The organism is Bacillus sp. ISL-35, from assembly GCF_018613355.1.
Classification (GTDB): domain Bacteria; phylum Bacillota; class Bacilli; order Bacillales; family Cytobacillaceae; genus Mesobacillus.
Genome location: NZ_JAGGQK010000002.1, coordinates 354,727 through 370,664 on the forward strand (window position 1 = coordinate 354,727; position 15,938 = coordinate 370,664).

17 protein-coding genes and 1 riboswitch are annotated in these 15,938 nt (G+C 43.6%); of the genes, 13 read left to right on the top strand and 4 right to left on the bottom strand.

Translation table 11 applies throughout. The features are described from left to right. The first annotated feature begins 152 nt into the window (after positions 1 to 152). Both J7E38_RS04940 and J7E38_RS04945 read left to right on the top strand, forming a co-directional pair. On the top strand, positions 153 to 1,730 hold the full coding sequence (locus J7E38_RS04940) for a PAS domain-containing sensor histidine kinase (RefSeq protein WP_214709867.1): 1,578 nt from the start codon (positions 153 to 155) through the stop codon (positions 1,728 to 1,730). Between the two features lie 220 nt (positions 1,731 to 1,950). After that, the gene (locus J7E38_RS04945) at positions 1,951 to 2,535 is read left to right on the top strand and encodes a DUF2087 domain-containing protein (protein ID WP_214709866.1); all 585 of its coding nucleotides are present in this window, start codon (positions 1,951 to 1,953) and stop codon (positions 2,533 to 2,535) included. Between the two features lie 69 nt (positions 2,536 to 2,604). On the opposite strand, the gene J7E38_RS04950 is transcribed toward J7E38_RS04945, so the two are convergent. Further along, entirely contained in the window at positions 2,605 to 3,387 is a 783-nt protein-coding gene (locus tag J7E38_RS04950; protein WP_214709864.1) for a carbon-nitrogen family hydrolase, read from the bottom strand. Positions 3,388 to 3,512: 125 nt separating this feature from the next. Between J7E38_RS04950 and J7E38_RS04955 the strand changes: the two genes are divergently transcribed. From J7E38_RS04955 to J7E38_RS05000, 10 genes are all read left to right on the top strand, one after another. Further along, a complete protein-coding gene (locus tag J7E38_RS04955) occupies positions 3,513 to 4,709 on the top strand; it encodes a pyridoxal phosphate-dependent aminotransferase (protein WP_214709862.1) in 1,197 nt (398 codons plus the stop codon). Between the two features lie 62 nt (positions 4,710 to 4,771). Continuing rightward, a riboswitch (SAM riboswitch) is annotated at positions 4,772 to 4,879 on the top strand. A gap of 94 nt (positions 4,880 to 4,973) precedes the next feature. Further along, complete coding sequence (gene mtnW / locus J7E38_RS04960) at positions 4,974 to 6,197, top strand: 2,3-diketo-5-methylthiopentyl-1-phosphate enolase (RefSeq protein ID WP_214709860.1); 1,224 nt, start codon at positions 4,974 to 4,976, stop codon at positions 6,195 to 6,197. Next, complete coding sequence (locus J7E38_RS04965; protein ID WP_214709858.1) at positions 6,194 to 6,856, top strand: 2-hydroxy-3-keto-5-methylthiopentenyl-1-phosphate phosphatase; 663 nt, start codon at positions 6,194 to 6,196, stop codon at positions 6,854 to 6,856. The genes mtnW and J7E38_RS04965 overlap by 4 nt, the downstream gene beginning before the upstream one ends. After that, on the top strand, positions 6,853 to 7,488 hold the full coding sequence (locus J7E38_RS04970) for a methylthioribulose 1-phosphate dehydratase (RefSeq protein WP_214709856.1): 636 nt from the start codon (positions 6,853 to 6,855) through the stop codon (positions 7,486 to 7,488). Before J7E38_RS04965 ends, J7E38_RS04970 begins: the two co-directional genes overlap by 4 nt. 36 nt (positions 7,489 to 7,524) lie before the next feature. Beyond that, entirely contained in the window at positions 7,525 to 8,064 is a 540-nt protein-coding gene (locus J7E38_RS04975; RefSeq protein ID WP_214709854.1) for a 1,2-dihydroxy-3-keto-5-methylthiopentene dioxygenase, read from the top strand. A gap of 152 nt (positions 8,065 to 8,216) precedes the next feature. Then, on the top strand, positions 8,217 to 8,462 hold the full coding sequence (locus tag J7E38_RS04980) for a Spo0E family sporulation regulatory protein-aspartic acid phosphatase (protein ID WP_214709852.1): 246 nt from the start codon (positions 8,217 to 8,219) through the stop codon (positions 8,460 to 8,462). Between the two features lie 671 nt (positions 8,463 to 9,133). Continuing rightward, complete coding sequence (locus tag J7E38_RS04985; RefSeq protein WP_214709850.1) at positions 9,134 to 9,961, top strand: electron transfer flavoprotein subunit beta/FixA family protein; 828 nt, start codon at positions 9,134 to 9,136, stop codon at positions 9,959 to 9,961. A 28-nt stretch (positions 9,962 to 9,989) separates the two neighbouring features. Continuing rightward, a complete protein-coding gene (locus J7E38_RS04990) occupies positions 9,990 to 11,015 on the top strand; it encodes an electron transfer flavoprotein subunit alpha/FixB family protein (protein WP_214709848.1) in 1,026 nt (341 codons plus the stop codon). Next, positions 11,008 to 12,303 (top strand): FAD-dependent oxidoreductase, encoded by a 1,296-nt coding sequence (locus J7E38_RS04995; RefSeq protein WP_214709846.1) that lies wholly within the window; start codon positions 11,008 to 11,010, stop codon positions 12,301 to 12,303. The genes J7E38_RS04990 and J7E38_RS04995 overlap by 8 nt, the downstream gene beginning before the upstream one ends. Then, a complete protein-coding gene (locus J7E38_RS05000; protein ID WP_023615122.1) occupies positions 12,303 to 12,587 on the top strand; it encodes a ferredoxin family protein in 285 nt (94 codons plus the stop codon). The genes J7E38_RS04995 and J7E38_RS05000 overlap by 1 nt, the downstream gene beginning before the upstream one ends. Before the next feature lie 267 nt (positions 12,588 to 12,854). On the opposite strand, the gene J7E38_RS05005 is transcribed toward J7E38_RS05000, so the two are convergent. Continuing rightward, positions 12,855 to 13,190 (bottom strand): hypothetical protein, encoded by a 336-nt coding sequence (locus J7E38_RS05005; protein ID WP_214709844.1) that lies wholly within the window; start codon positions 13,188 to 13,190, stop codon positions 12,855 to 12,857. A 217-nt stretch (positions 13,191 to 13,407) separates the two neighbouring features. On the opposite strand from J7E38_RS05005, the gene J7E38_RS05010 reads away from it, so the two are divergent. After that, positions 13,408 to 13,938 (top strand): hemerythrin domain-containing protein, encoded by a 531-nt coding sequence (locus tag J7E38_RS05010; protein ID WP_214709842.1) that lies wholly within the window; start codon positions 13,408 to 13,410, stop codon positions 13,936 to 13,938. Between the two features lie 350 nt (positions 13,939 to 14,288). Here the strand turns inward: J7E38_RS05010 and J7E38_RS05015 are convergent, their stop codons facing one another. Both J7E38_RS05015 and J7E38_RS05020 read right to left on the bottom strand, forming a co-directional pair. Then, on the bottom strand, positions 14,289 to 14,483 hold the full coding sequence (locus tag J7E38_RS05015; protein ID WP_214709840.1) for a hypothetical protein: 195 nt from the start codon (positions 14,481 to 14,483) through the stop codon (positions 14,289 to 14,291). Positions 14,484 to 14,585: 102 nt separating this feature from the next. Beyond that, positions 14,586 to 15,818: an MFS transporter gene (locus J7E38_RS05020; RefSeq protein ID WP_214709839.1), complete on the bottom strand. Its 1,233-nt coding sequence runs from the start codon at positions 15,816 to 15,818 to the stop codon at positions 14,586 to 14,588. Positions 15,819 to 15,938 lie beyond the last annotated feature (120 nt).

Here is a 15,938-nt window from a genome sequence, read left to right on the forward strand (position 1 = left end):
AGAAGCCGGGGGGATTCCCGGCTTTTTTTGTTTCTACAGTCTCTGCCAAAAAGTCTAGTAAATAAACAGGAAATAATCACGAAATAAAAGGGATTTTCAATATCGATGTAGAAATTACTAGAAAAATGGGAATCCGACAAGGAGGCTTTCTGGTGGGGAGTGCTAATGGACAGGATGATATTAAGGCACTGAAGGAAAAAATAGCCGCTTTAGAACAAGAAAATTCCTTTTTAAAAGAGATAGTAAATGACCAGCAAGCAGCCACTGACTGTTCTTTAGACTTGGATCCAGATGACAGTCATACAGCTTTTGATGAAAGATTTCTCGAAGACAGGGGCTTATTAAAAAGCTTATTCCGCGAAGCGCTTGACGGCATTGTGTTCTGGGGAAAATCTGGTCAGATCATTGCTGCTAATGAAGCGACCTGCAAAATCTTCGGTCTTACTCTGGATGAATTATTGAAACATAAAATCTCGGACTTTATTTATCAAAAAGATGATAAATATAGCGAAATGAAAAAAATCATTAAAGAAAAAGGCGCCCTGCGTGAGGAAGCGGTCTTCTTGCTGCCTAGCGGGGAAAAGCGGCTGCTGGAATTCACCGTCAAGCTCAATGCTGGTGATGGGTACCATATGACCATTGTACGGGATGCAAGTGATCGATACCGGATGGAACGGGAAATACGGAAAAGCGAAGAGAGGTTCAGGAAAATCTTCGAGGGTTCAATCGAGGGCATGATACTATGGGATGAAAATTGCAAACACTATGAAATCAACCCTTCCGGCATGGCGAAGCTTGGGTTGAAGCCTGAAGACCTTGAAGAAGAAAATTTTCGGAAGCTTTTCGTCAGTCTTGGATTATCAGAGACATTACTTGATGAAAAAATTGAAGAACTGCTGCGAAAAGGAAGGCTGGATGGAAGACTTACCATCCCATATGAAGATGGCAGGTTGAAGCATTTTGAATACACGGTCAAACGGCATCTTGTCGATAGCCTGAATTTGATTATCTTCAGGAATATCACTGAAAAAGTCGAAATGGAAGCACAGCTCCGAAAATCCGACACGTTGAATATACTAGGGGAGCTGGCAGCCGGAATAGCCCATGAAATCCGAAATCCAATGACTGCGCTCAAAGGATTCATACAGCTTCTCGAGAACAGCTCGGGTGATCAGTATTCCCTTTATTTCCAGGTGATCAAGTCAGAACTCCAGAGGATAGACTCAATCATAAATGAGTTCCTGATCCTTGCCAAGCCGCAGGCTATCAAGTATGTCAGAGAAGATATTTCGAAAATAATGAAGGAGACTGTAGACCTTCTGACAGCCCAGGCAGTCCTACATGACGTTCAATTCAGGACGATTTATGACAACAGTTTACCCAATCTCCTATGTGAACCGAATCAGTTGAAAAAAGTCTTTATAAATATCATAAAAAATGCCATCGAAGTCATGCCAAAAGGCGGATTCGTATACGTTGAAATCAGCAAGGCGCCGGGGAACAAGATACATATTTCAATCAAGGATGAGGGCGAAGGAATCCCCGCTGATAAAATTGAAAAACTTGGGGAACCATTCTACACAACAAAAGAAAGAGGAACTGGCCTCGGACTGATGGTTAGTTTCAAGATCATTGAAGAACATGGAGGCACAATCGAAGTAGAAAGCGAACCGGGACACGGAACTACTTTCCATCTGTATTTGCCAATTACTGAAGAAACGTCTGATTGATTGCTAATCAGGCGTTTTTTTTGAACTGAAGGAGGGGGAGTTTCTTAGGTTATACCAAGATAGGACTTCGCCTGGTGAAAACTCAACTCTGTTCCGACCCTAATGAGCCATGCGAAAAAAGACATGATAAAAAATGAAAAAGACTTTTCAAATAATGGAAAATGGTATATATTAGATACATACCTAATTAGATAGTTATAAAATAATAGGAGAGATCATCATGCAGCTGGATAGAATAGTCGCTTTTCATAAAGCAATGGGCGATCCAACCAGGATAAGAATTGTTGCGCTGCTGGCCCGCGGTCCGCTTCATGGCCAGGCGATCGCTGGCAAATTAGGCCTCACGCCGCCCACGATCACACATCATATAAAAAAATTGCGTGATGTCAATGTCATCATTGAGCGCAGGGACAAGAACACAATTTATTTCCATTTGAACGAGTCGGTCATTAAGCAGCAGACCAAGTCGCTTGGCAAATTAATCATGAAAAAGGAAGAGGAGGTGGAAGCATTGATCGACCAGAACATCGAAAGGCAGAAGGTCATTGAGAATTTCATGACAAAAGACGGCAAATTAAAAAATATTCCGGCCCAGCGGAAGAAGAGGCTGATGATTTTTGAATACATGGTCCGTGGTTTAAAAACAGGTAAAAAATACCCAGAAAAAGAGTTGAACGAATATATTAAAAAGTTTCACGAGGACTATGCTACAATCAGGCGTGAATTCATCATCAATCACTATATGTATCGCGAAAATGGGATTTACGAATTGAATCCGGAAGAGATGTGGGCAAAACCGGAGTGATGTTCCATTGTCTGCCAAAAAACCGCCACAGGCATTGTCCCTGGCGGTTCTTTTGGCGGTCTTTATGCATTAATAAAGTTCAGGCCGTCGGTCAGCAAAAATAGGGATTTTGCTTCTCGCCTCTTTAACCTGATCAAGATCGATTTCTGCGAACAGGATTTCCTCGCCTTCTCCGCCTTCAGCAATCACATCACCCCAGGGACTGATGATCATTGAATGGCCGGCAAATGTATTGTTAGGGTCCGCGCCGGCACGGTTGCAGGCAATGACAAAACACTGGTTTTCAATGGCACGGGCAATAAGCAAAGCGCGCCAGTGTTCAAGCCGCTGGATCGGCCATTCAGCGACAATGAAAAGTGCTTCAACGTCCTGGAGGGCATGGGCACGCACCCATTCTGGGAAGCGGATGTCATAGCAAATCAGCCCAGCGAAATTATGTCCGTCCAAAGAGAACAAGCCTTTTTCATTCCCGGCAGCGAGATATAGGTGCTCATCCATAAGCTGGAACAGGTGAAGCTTACTGTATTTTCCCGCAAACTCACCATTCTTGTTATATATGAGCATTGTATTTTCAATGCCAGCTTCTGTTTTGTTGGCAACGGAACCGCCAATAAAATGGGTTTGGTGCTTCACAGCTGCTTCACGTAAAAAAACTTTGGCTTCCTGGGCTCCTTCATCGGCTGTGCCATTCAAATTGGCCAGGTCATATCCGGTTGTCCATAGTTCGGGAAGGACTATTACATCTGGATCATGAGAACTTGCCCGGTCAATCATTCGGGATGCAGCATCATAGTTTTTTTCAGGGTTTCCGAAAGCAATATCCATTTGCAGGCATGCTATCTTGAGTTTCATAAAAAGTCACCGCCATAGTTTCTGAAAATTATATCTTTACAAGTTACTATTTACGTTATATCATTTGTGACTAGAATTTCAAATTAAAAAATTTTAAATTTATAAATTATTAAGCAGGTGAGAGAATGGAATTCGAACAATCAGAATTATTGAAAAGCCTGCCCAGACAGTTTTTTGCTTCGCTCGTGCAAAAGGTGGGCTCTTATACTGAAAAAGGGGCCGATGTCATCAATCTCGGACAGGGGAACCCTGACCAGCCGACACCGGAACATATTGTAGAAACATTAAAAACGGCGGCAGAAAACCCGCTGAACCATAAGTATTCACCATTCCGGGGATTTCGTTCGTTAAAAGAAGCGGCAGCTGAGTTTTATAAAAGAGAATTTGGCGTTGATCTTGACCCTGAAGAGGAAATTGCCATCTTGTTTGGCGGCAAGGCTGGCCTCGTGGAAATTCCTCAATGCCTGTTGAACCCTGGAGACTCGATCCTTGTTCCGGATCCTGGCTATCCTGACTACTGGTCTGGAGTGGAGCTGGCAAGGGCAGAGATGATAAAAATGCCGCTAAGAGAAGAAAATGGCTTCCTCCCTGACTACACAGAGTTAGGAGCCGAAGAACTCGAAAAGGCAAAATTGATGTTTTTGAACTATCCCAATAATCCCACTGGTGCGGTTGCGGATCAGGCATTCTTTGACCAGACAATTGATCTGGCGCAAAAACATAATATATGTGTTGTCCACGATTTTGCTTATGGGGCGATTGGCTTTGATGGGAACCGGCCATATAGCTATTTGCAGTCAAAGGGTGCCAAGGATGTCGGAATCGAGATTTATACTTTATCTAAGACGTATAATATGGCCGGGTGGCGAGTGGGTTTTGCTGCCGGCAATAAGAGTGTGATTGCCGCAATCAATTTACTCCAGGACCATATGTATGTCAGTTTGTTTGGCGCGATCCAGGAGGCTGCAGCGGAAGCATTACTCGGATCCCAGGAATGTGTAGCGGAATTGAATGACTTGTATGAATCAAGAAGGAACATACTCATTGACGGTTTAACAAGTATTGGCTGGAAGGTCACTGCACCGAAAGGGTCCTTTTTTGCCTGGCTTAAGATTCCTGATGAATTCACCTCATCGGTCGATTTTGCTGACTTTCTTCTGGAAAAAGCCCATATTGCCGTTGCACCTGGAATTGGGTTCGGCGAGCATGGTGAAGGCTATGTGCGTGTAGGCTTACTCACATCTGAATCGAGATTGAAAGAAGCTGTCACCAGAATCGAAAGCTTAGGAATTTTCAAAAAAGATATTGACAATGATTTGTGAACCTGACATAATCCTAATTAATAAATTTACTTTAACCAATTAAATAACTTAATTAAATTATTTTCTTATCAAGAGCAGGCGGAGGGACGAGCCCGATGAAGCCCGGCAACCGATCCAGCATAATGCTGGGCACGGTGCTAATTCTTGCAGCGAAAGCTGAAAGATAAGAAGAGTTTAGTGAACGTCCTAACCTCTTCTTTTTGAAGAGGTTTTTTTTATGCCCCGCATAGCCGGGAAAAACCAGTTTTGAAGGGATTGATCTTCATGAGTGAAATTACAGCAACTTACATTGTCCATGATGCTAAGCATAATCCAGAGAAAAAGGCGGAGGGCATCGCACTTGGTTTGACAGTGGGATCCTGGACAGACCTTCCGGAACTGGACCAAAAACAATTAAAAAAGCATAAGGGAAGAGTGGTTTCGGTTGAAGGCAGTGGCCTGGACGCAAATTCTGATACTGTGGCGACAATTAAGATCGCTTATCCGGCAATCAATTTTTCTCCGGATCTGCCGGCAATTCTTACAACTGTTTTCGGCAAGCTATCGCTAGACGGAAAAATAAAGCTAGTCGATCTCGAATTTGGAGATGAATTGAAAAAAGCTTTTCCAGGTCCCCGTTTCGGAATTGAAGGAATCCGCAATAAGCTGGGTGTTTATAACAGGCCATTACTGATGAGTATCTTCAAAGGAGTGATTGGCCGCGATCTTCCATTCCTGTTAAAACAGTTAAAAGAACAAAGTCTTGGCGGAGTTGATCTGATCAAGGATGACGAAATTTTGTTCGACAATGAGCTTGCTCCTTTTGAAAAGCGAATCATATTAGGAAAACAGGTCCTTGAAGAAGTCTATCAAACTACCGGTCACAGAACCCTGTATGCTGCTAATCTGACAGGCAGAACCACTCAACTGAGAGACAAGGCCAGAAAAGCAGCTGAATTGGGGGCGGACGCATTGCTGTTCAATGTTTTTGCCTACGGACTTGATGTACTGCAGGAGCTAAGGGAAGACGATGAGATTGGCATTCCCATCATGGCACATCCAGCAGTAAGCGGTGCGTTAACAGCAGCCGATGAATATGGTTTCTCCCATTCTTTGCTGCTCGGAAAACTTCTCCGTTATGCTGGTGCAGATTTCTCCCTGTTCCCATCACCTTATGGCAGTGTCGCCCTTGAAAAACAACAGGCTCTATCAATCGCTGAGGCATTGATTGCCGAGGACGAGTTCAAGAGAACATTTCCAGTCCCATCCGCCGGTATACATCCAGGAATGGTTCCACTTCTTATAGAGGATTTCGGATTGGATTCAATCATCAATGCTGGCGGCGGTGTCCATGGCCATCCCGGAGGAGCACAGGGAGGCGGAAAAGCTTTCAGGCAGGCAATCGACACAGTTCTCGATGGTAAAGCCCTTGAGGAAGGTGCTCTTGAATTCGAAGAACTTAAGGCAGCAATCGACCTTTGGGGCCTGGCTAAGGCGGTGGCAAAATGAGCCAGCCAGTCATTTTCTGTGATTTTGATGGAACAGTAACCGAAAAGGATAACATCATAGCGATCATGAACCGGTTTGCTCCAGAGGGCTGGGAAGAACTGAAGGAAGGAGTACTGAACCGTACGATTTCCATCAGGGAAGGGGTCGGCAAAATGTTTTCCCTCCTTCCAGTCAGCCTGAAGGATGAAATCATTGAGTTTGCCGTGAAAAATGCGAGGATTCGTCCAGGGTTCCAGGAATTCCTTGATTTCGCGAAAGAGGAAGGGATCCCGGTCTATATCGTCAGCGGCGGCATTGACTTTTTCATTGAACCGATCATCAAATCATTCGGACCGATTGAAGGCATTTTTTGCAATGGCTCTGACCTCTCAGGCGAATCAATTAAAATTGAATGGCCGAACAGCTGTGATGATCAATGTTCAAATGATTGCGGGTGTTGTAAGCCATCAATCATGAGGAATCTGGGTCATGACGGAATCTATAAAATCGTCATCGGTGATTCCGTGACCGACCTTGAAGCAGCTAAACAGGCAGATTACGTGTTTGCGAGGGATTATTTAAAAGATAAATGCGAAGAATGGAAGATTCCATATACGCCTTTTGAGACATTCCATGATTGTATTGAAGCTCTTAAAATTCAGACAGGGGTGAGAGGATGAGCATTTTAGAAACAAAATGGCAAGAGCTGGCTGATGTGAAAGACGAATTAGCTGAGCGTGACTGGTTCATGGGAACGAGTGGGAATCTGGCGATTAAAGTAGAGAGTGAACCGGTGCAATTCCTTGTGACGGCTAGTGGAAAAGATAAGCGGAAGCGGACCGATGAGGACTTTTTACTTGTTGATGAGTATGGCCGGCCGGCAGGGGAAACTCACTTAAAGCCTTCTGCCGAAACGCTTCTTCACGTTGAGGTCTATAAGAAGACCAATGCTGGCTGCAGCCTTCATGTCCATACCATTGACAACAATGTGATTTCCGAGGTGTATGGTGACAGGGGTGAAGTTCAATTCAAGGGACAGGAATTGATTAAGGCATTTGATCTTTGGGAGGAGGATGCCATTCTCAAAATTCCCATTATTCCAAATTATGCTCATATCCCGACGCTGGCTAAAGCATTTTCCGAACATGTAAAAGGGGATACTGGAGCCGTCCTGATTCGTAATCATGGTATTACTGTCTGGGGCAGGAATGCATTCGAAGCCAAGAAGATCCTTGAAGCAACGGAGTTTTTATTCCGTTATCAATTAAGACTGCTTGAACATAAACCCTTCCAACTTTTCAAAGTGGTTTAAAAAACATAATTTTACTCATAAAAAGGAGAGATTCACATGGCATACATCGTAAAGCAGAATACACAGGAAAGAATTGGTGAGGAACAACAGGTAGAAGCATTCCTGAATGCTCAGGAAGTCATTTATGAGAAATGGGAGATCAATAAGCTGCCCGCCAGCCTGCAGGAAAAGTTCCTGTTATCTGACGAAGAAAAGCAGCAGATCCTTGATGTATTCAAGGCTGAAATTGAAGATATTTCAGAACGACGCGGCTATAAAGCTCAGGATGTCATTTCGCTGTCTGATAATACTCCAAATCTTGACCAGCTGCTTGCAAATTTCAAGCAGGAGCATCACCATACAGATGATGAAGTAAGGTTCATTGTCAGCGGGCATGGTGTATTCGTGATCCAGGGAAAAGATGGTGAATTTTTTGAAGTATTCCTAAATCCGGGAGATTTAATCTCTGTTCCTGAAAATATCCGCCACTACTTTACGCTTCAGGAAGACCGCCAGGTGGTCGCGGTCAGGATTTTCGTTACCACTGAGGGCTGGGTGCCAATTTACGAAAACGAAAAAGTAAGCCAGTCATCATAAAAATTCGCAAACTTTGTCGAAGAAAAAAATTTCGGGAATGAAAATTGTCTTATTTTGCGATTCTATTTACATTCATCCAAGCATTTGCAATAATTCTTCAAGTAATCTATTTATTTTATTAAGCAATTAAAGTAGTAGAGGAGATTTTAGAAGTGTATCAAACGCAAAATGCTTTATTGAAAGAAATTGATCGCGTCCGGGAATTGATGATAGCTGCTGCACTCGAAACTGGGTATACAAGTGATGAAACAGTGCGGCGCAGCCAGGAACTTGACACCTTGATTTATGAATATCAGGCATTGTGCAGGGAAATAGAAGTGCAGCGGCAGAAAACAAAAATCCTCTTCAGACAATTGATCTTGCTTACCAAGAAACAGTATATTTTGTCACATGCTTAAATGTTCAGATGAAAAACTAGGCCACCGCTGGCCATGGCGGTGGCTATTATATTTAGGAAATTTCCTCCTAAACAACACCCAAGTAAATTACCCCTCCAAGGAAATCCACTAAAACCCATCACAGAACACAAGAAAATGTAACAATTTGCTCAAAATTTCACGAGAAAATGACTTTGTGTGATTTTTATCATATTTTTATAAGCTTATTTTATATATTTTTAACATAGAAAGGTTTATATCATCACATAGAATCCACCCACATCATGTTGATCTCAGCGGATTGCCAGCTTATCCATTTGGTTCAATGATCGATGCACATCCAAGTTTATTTACCTCAAATTTCACTATTAATATCATCTTTGTTTTTCACTTTTTCAATTGTTGGTACTATGCTTGTAATGCGATTCATATATCGTACTACACAGCATTTTATTTTTATAAGGCCGTGAAAGGATGTTTCCTCATGAGGAGAAGAAATCAATCAACATGGCCTTTGCATAAATAGTTGTTTTCTGACGTACCCGTTTATCTAATCTCGATCTTTCGATACAGCAGAGTGATGGACCGTATATTGTCCCTCTCTTTCAAGAAGAACGGCCTATATAGGAAAACAGCTGAAAGTAACCGCTTACAATTTAATAGTTTTTATTTCAAGGAGGGGAAAAGAGAGTATGCATATTGTCGTATGTGTCAAGCAAGTGCCCGATACAAAGATCATTAAAATCAATCCCAAGACGAATACTCTTGACAGGAGGAGTGCACCTGCAATATTGAATCCTTATGATGCCCATGCTGTGCAGGAAGCGGTCAAAATCAGGGAGAAAACAGGTGGAACGATTTCTGTTTTGTCCATGGGGCCGCCACAGGCAGTCGCTGTCATCAAGAAAAGTGTTGAAATTGGCGCAGACCAGGGTTACTTGATCTCTGACAGAGCGTTCGCGGGTGCAGATACACTGGCTACAAGCTATGCTCTTTCCAAAGCGCTCGAGAAAATTTCGAAGGATAAACCAATCGACCTTGTCATTTGCGGAAAGCACGCGATTGATGGTGATACAGGTCAAGTAGGACCAGGTATTGCCCGGCGTCTTGATATTCCGCCAATTACAAATGTTATAGAAGTTTCAGAGGTTAATAAGGATGAAAAATATGTTCATATCAAACGGAAGCAAATCGCCGGCTATGAGGTCCTTCAATCACAGCTTCCTTGTTTATTGACAGTCGAAAAAGAGATTAATGACATCGAGTATGCTCCGATGCCGAACATGATCAAGGCTGCCAGATATGAACCTGTCATCTGGTCTGTGAATGATCTTGAGGATGTTGATAAAACCCAGCTTGGCCTAAAAGGGTCTCCAACAATCGTTGGCAAGATGTTCAGCCCTCCTAAGCTGGAAGGCGGAAAAAGACTGGAAGGAAACCCGGATTCTCAGGTGGAACAGCTTATGGGAATTTTGCTGGAACGAAAAGATTTATTGAAATTAAATACAGCCAACTCTTGATTCCGATTTTTGAAGGGGGAATAAAAGGATGCAAGAAAACCAGGGAGTCTGGGTATTCATTGAAGTAAATGACGGAAAGATCGAAGGAGTGTCGCTGGAATTACTGGGTGCGGGCAGAAAGCTTGCAGACAAGCTCGAAGTTCCGCTTGCCGGAGTGATGCTAGGTGAAGGTGTCCTGCCTTTAGCCAACGACGTAATATACGCCGGTGCTGACCAGGTTTATGTTGTAGACCATCCAGTCCTGAAAGATTACCGGACTGAGTCATTCATGAAAGGGGTTTGTATACTGGCAGAAAAATATAAACCCGAGATTTTCCTTTATGGTGCGACACCAAATGGAAAGGACCTGGCCAGTGCGGTTGCGACTGATTTAAGCACCGGGTTGACTGCTGACACGACCATGCTTGACGTTGATGTCGAGAAAAGGCTGCTTGAGGCAAGCCGTCCGGCATTTGGCGGCAATATCATGGCCACGATCCTATGCAAAAAGCACAGGCCGCAAATGGCAACCGTAAGACCTAAAGTCATGAAAGCCCTCGAAACTGATACTGGCCGTAAGGGAGTCATCATTGAAGAAGAACTGGAACTTAGAGAAGAGGACATGCGCACAAAAGTGCTTAAAATTGTGAAGGACGTAACAAAAAAAGCAAGTCTGTCAGAAGCTCATGTCATTGTAGCAGGCGGAAAAGGAATGGGCGATATCCAGGGATTTCAGCTGATCCATGAACTGGCCGAAGTCATCGGCGCAAGCGTCGGAGGAACGAGGGATGTTGTTGAAGCAGGCTGGCTGAAGCATGAGCAGCAGGTCGGGCAGACGGGGGAGACCGTCACACCAAAAATCTACTTTGCCATCGGGATATCCGGGGCAATCCAGCACGTGGAGGGCATGAAAAACTCCGAGTTGATCATCGCCATCAACAAGGATCCGAATGCACCGATTTTCGATGTTGCCACATATGGCATAGTCGGTGATGCATTGGAAATTGTTCCAAAGCTGATCAAACAGTTCAAAGAGCTCAGCAAAGAGAAGGGCGGGGAAATGAGCTATGTCTGAAAAATTTGATGTAATCGTCGTAGGAGCCGGCCCTGCTGGAACATCATGTGCCTACAACTGTGCCAAAAATGGATTGAAAACATTGTTGATTGAACGGGGGGAATATCCAGGCTCAAAGAACGTTATGGGCGGAGTTCTTTACCGTAAACAGATGGAAGACATCATTCCCGAGTTCTGGAAGGAAGCGCCGCTGGAAAGGCCAGTCGTAGAACAGCGTTTTTGGATGATGGATAAAGAATCGGTTGTCCAGTTTGGTTATAAAGGTCTCGAATGGGCGGTTGAACCATATAATAACTTTACAGTCCTGCGGGCACATTTTGATCAGTGGTTCGCAAAGAAAGCTGTCGAGCAAGGGGCATTATTGATAAATGAAACAGTTGTGACGGAATGTATCGTTGAAAACGGTAAGGTGGTAGGCGTCAAGACCGATCGTCCAGATGGAGAAGTATTTGCAGATGTTGTCGTGCTGGCAGACGGAGTCAACTCCCTGCTTTCCAAGCAGCTCGGCTTCCATCGTGAATTCCGGCCTGATGAGGTTGCCCTGACGGTAATGGAAGTAATCAATCTGCCGAAGGACAAAATCAATGAACGCTTCAATCTTGAAGGAAATCACGGAACGACGATTGAAATTTTCGGAGATTCTACAAAAGGCAATCTGGGCACTGCCTTCCTCTATACAAACAAAGAAAGCTTGAATATCGGAGTGGGAACCACACTTTCAAGCATGATCAAAGCAAAGCTTAAGCCATATGAACTTCTGGATTACCTGAAAAAGCATCCAATGGTACGTCCATATCTGGAGGGAGGAGAGTCTGCGGAATATCTTGCGCACTTGATTCCGGAGGGTGGATTCCATTCTGTGCCGAGAGTTGCCGGAAACGGGGTGCTTGTCGTGGGAGATGCTGCCCAGCTGGTCAATGCCATTCATCGTGAGGGTTCAAACATGGCGATGGCTTCGGGACAAATGGCTGCTGAAGCGATTGTCGAGGCCAAGAAAGATGGCGACTTCAGCGAGAACAGCCTGAACCGCTATAAGGAAGCATTATTCGGCAGCTTCATCATAAAGGACCTTGAAAAATACAAGGATGCAGCACATACCTTCGAGACATACCCGCAATACTTCAAGGAATATCTGCCAATGATGAACAAAGCGATGAGCAAATTCTTCACGGTAGATGGAACACCTAAGAGAGAAAAACAAAAGGAAATCATGCGCAGTGTGACGGCTGAAAAAGGAACCTTTAAGATAATGCAAGACATCTATCGTGCCTGGAAGGCGGTGAAATAATGTCAACGACAAACATCGAGGAAAAACAATTTCTTTTAAGGTTTAAGTGTGACACGAAATCGCATCTGACCGTTCTGGACCATGACGTCTGCATGACTCAGTGCCCTGATAAACTGTGCACCGTATTCTGTCCGGCTGAGGTCTACAAATGGGAAGGAAAACGGATGCAGGTAGGCTATGAGGGCTGCCATGAGTGTGGGAGCTGCCGGATTGGCTGCCCGTACCAGAACATCAAATGGGAATATCCAAAAGGCGGACATGGAATCGTATTCAGGCTCGCGTGACCAAGAAAAAGTAAAAAGCTGGCGACTGACCTAAAATGGTCGCCAGCTTTTTCTGTTTTATTCGTTTTGGGTAATCAAGGGAACTTTGAAGAAGAGCTAGTAATTTTGGGGAGCAAAGTCTTGAAATAGTTATTGAATCGTGGGAAGGGGATCAGTTTACAAAATCAATCTTATAGAAATGTTCTATATTCATCATATGTAAGTTAATTCACAAGTGGGTGCAAAAAAGGGTGAAGCTTAAGAGGGTATGGATTTAGGGGGGAGAGATTAGCTGATTTTTTCTTGATGGCGCATCAAGTGAAGTTCATCATTGCGGATTTCTTTTTCTAATTTCCGCGCTTCAAGCATGGCATCATCGAAACGGTCAAACAATTCCGAAGCGTACACGGGTTTGCCGGCATCATAGATTCCGGAAGAGTCTGATTTATAAATGGTAACATTCCAATGGTAAGAATCTTTGCCTTCTTCCTGATGGCCCTGTAATCCGATCATTAAATGTGTATAGAACAGATCAGGCTGGATTCCAAGGAAGGATTTCTGGTCACTAAGCCCCGCGGGAACAAGTGATTTTCCATAAAAATCGCGATATAAAGAGTTCTGCAATCTACATTCACTCCTTTTACATTAAGCTATAACTTCATTATATGTAAGGTGTTTAGATATTTGAAGAATAATTGTTAAAATTTTTAGAAATTTTAACGAAGTGTCATATTTCCTTCACAATTTCGTTCGTAAAATGAAAATTGTGATTCCTATCACAACCTGGGAGATTACTGGTTTTTATAATGAAGGTATCAAAATGTATAGGAGGCCGATTAGCATGACAGGCTGTATGAGCGGTTTAACCCAGGATTCTAATTTTACATTAAGTGAAGGTCTTCAACAGTTAAAAAGTGAACACCCGCCATTATTGGAAAGGCTTGCGCATCTTTTGGTTCTTTCAGGGAAAGTTGAGGAAGGTATGCAAATGGAGGAGAACTTTTCAAAGCTGAGGGAGATGGTCGTCGAATTCCTCGCTGAACTGGAACCCCATTCAGAGCGGGAAGAGGGCGTTTTGTTCGAGATGATGGCTGCTTATATCGGAAGGGAAATGGGACCAATAGCGGTGATGGAATATGAACATGATCAGGCAAAACGGTTTATCGGCGCTTTCCTTCATAACACAAAGGATGGAGTTGCAGGTCTTACAGCCGAGCAGATGGTCGAAAATGCCCAACTGATCAAAAATGCAAACTACACCTTGGTGAGCCATTTCTCAAAAGAAGAGAGCATCCTATTCCCTATGGCGGAAAATATGCTCAGCGAAGAAGAAAAGCAAGAATTAGCTCAGCGCATTAAGTTAATAAAATAGGGGCTCTGTTAAAGCTAAATGTTGATTTCTAAATCCTGTTGATTGTAGAGGAAGGCGCGTAGACTCCTCCGAAAATGCTACCGCATTTCCATCGTGCGTGGGCTGATTCAGGAAGCTAATCAATGTCCTGCGGGCGAAGCTGGTCAGGTGAGACCCCGCAGGAGCAAAGCGACGAGGAGGCTCAGCGCCAGCCAGGAAGAATTGCCTTTTGAAAAAGCCGGCAGTTGGGCTTTTTCATTATTCTTCCAGCGGAAAGCGAAGCGCCTGGAACGAAAATCAACAGCCTTGTTTAACAGAGCCAAAATAAAAATAAAAAGGGTGAAGCGATTGCTTCACCCTTTCTTTTACATTTAAGCCGTTGTGATTGTGACCAGTTTAATGTCTTTTGTATCGAATTTATAAAAAACATCATCTTCACCGGTGAATTCAATCATGCCTTCCTGGTCTTTGGCATCCTGGATGGCTTCAGATATGTTTTCCACCTCGATTGGTCGTGAAACGACAAAATCTTTTTCAAAAAAATAATTAATCTTAAACTTAGACATGATAATCTCCCTTCAATATATCCTCACTATCTTTCTTTCCTTAACAGGAGCATGCCTAAACGTAAAAAATGCAGATGGAAAATTTTAATTGCCAGTGACGTTTTATCTATTCCATTCTGCCAGTTGTTGATCTGTCGGAAGGAACATGGTCAGGATTCCCAGCAGGGGCAGGAAGCCGACGCAGATAATCATCATTGGAAGCCCGATCATGTCAGCGAGATATCCCAGGCCGACAGAGCCGATAGCACCCATGCCGAATGCCAATCCTACTGTCAGTCCGGCCATCGTACCGATTTTGCCGGGAACCAGTTCCTGGGCATATACAACCGTAACGGAAAAGCTCGACATCAGGATAAAGCCGCTGATGGTCAACAGGAAGACTGCAACCGAAAGGGGCATAAATGGGATGATTGCCGACATAGGAGCAGTTGCGATCATGGAAAGGAAAATGATCTTCTTCTTTCCAAAACGGTCAGCGAGCGGGCCGCCAAAGAATGTGCCGAACGCACCTGCAACAAGAAAAGCAAACAGGAACAATTGCGCTTCCTTAATCGAAAGTCCATATTTATCAATCGCATAAAATGCATAGAAATTTGTCATGCCAGAAATATACCAGGATCTTGCAAAGATTAAAAATAAAATCAGGACAAGAGCCATCTTGATATTTTTAGAAATGCCATTATTGATTTTTGTGGTGGCTTGTCTGGTTCTAGCGGCAATTTTATCAAAGTTCAATTTGCGGTTGTACCATGTAGCAATATAGATGAGCAGTCCTACGGCAATGGCAGCTACAAGCGTAAACCATACAGCACCGAATTGGCCAAGCGGAACTAATATCAGCGCGGTGATGAGCGGAGCAAGTGCCTGCCCGGAATTTCCGCCAACCTGGTATATGGATTGTGCCAATCCTCTGCGCGGGCCTGCTGCCATATAGGCTACACGCGACCCTTCAGGATGGAAGACAGCTGATCCTAGGCCGATGAACAAAACCGAGAGAATGACAAACTCGAAACTCGGAGCGAATGCCAGGCCGAGAACACCGAACATTGTTGAGGTAAGACCGAGCGGAAGGGCAAACGGCATCGGCTTTTTGTCGGTTGCCATCCCAATCAAAGGCTGAAGGATGGAAGATACGATATTCAAGGAAAAGGCAATCATTCCTAGTTGGGTAAATGAAAGGCCCATCGATTTCTCGAGTATAGGGAACATCGCAGGAATGACGGACTGGATGGAATCGTTCAATAAATGTACCAATCCAATGATAAAAAGTATTTTATATGCTGTCACATTTTGATTTTGCGTTTTTGCGCTGACAGCAGCTGCTGTTTGGCTCATGTTTGTCTCCTTTAAAATTTATTTCGGTTTCCTACATATCATTTTACAAAAAAAGTCACCAGATAAGAATAGCTTTTCTATTAAAATATATGGTCTAATAAAATTGAGAAAATACAGATT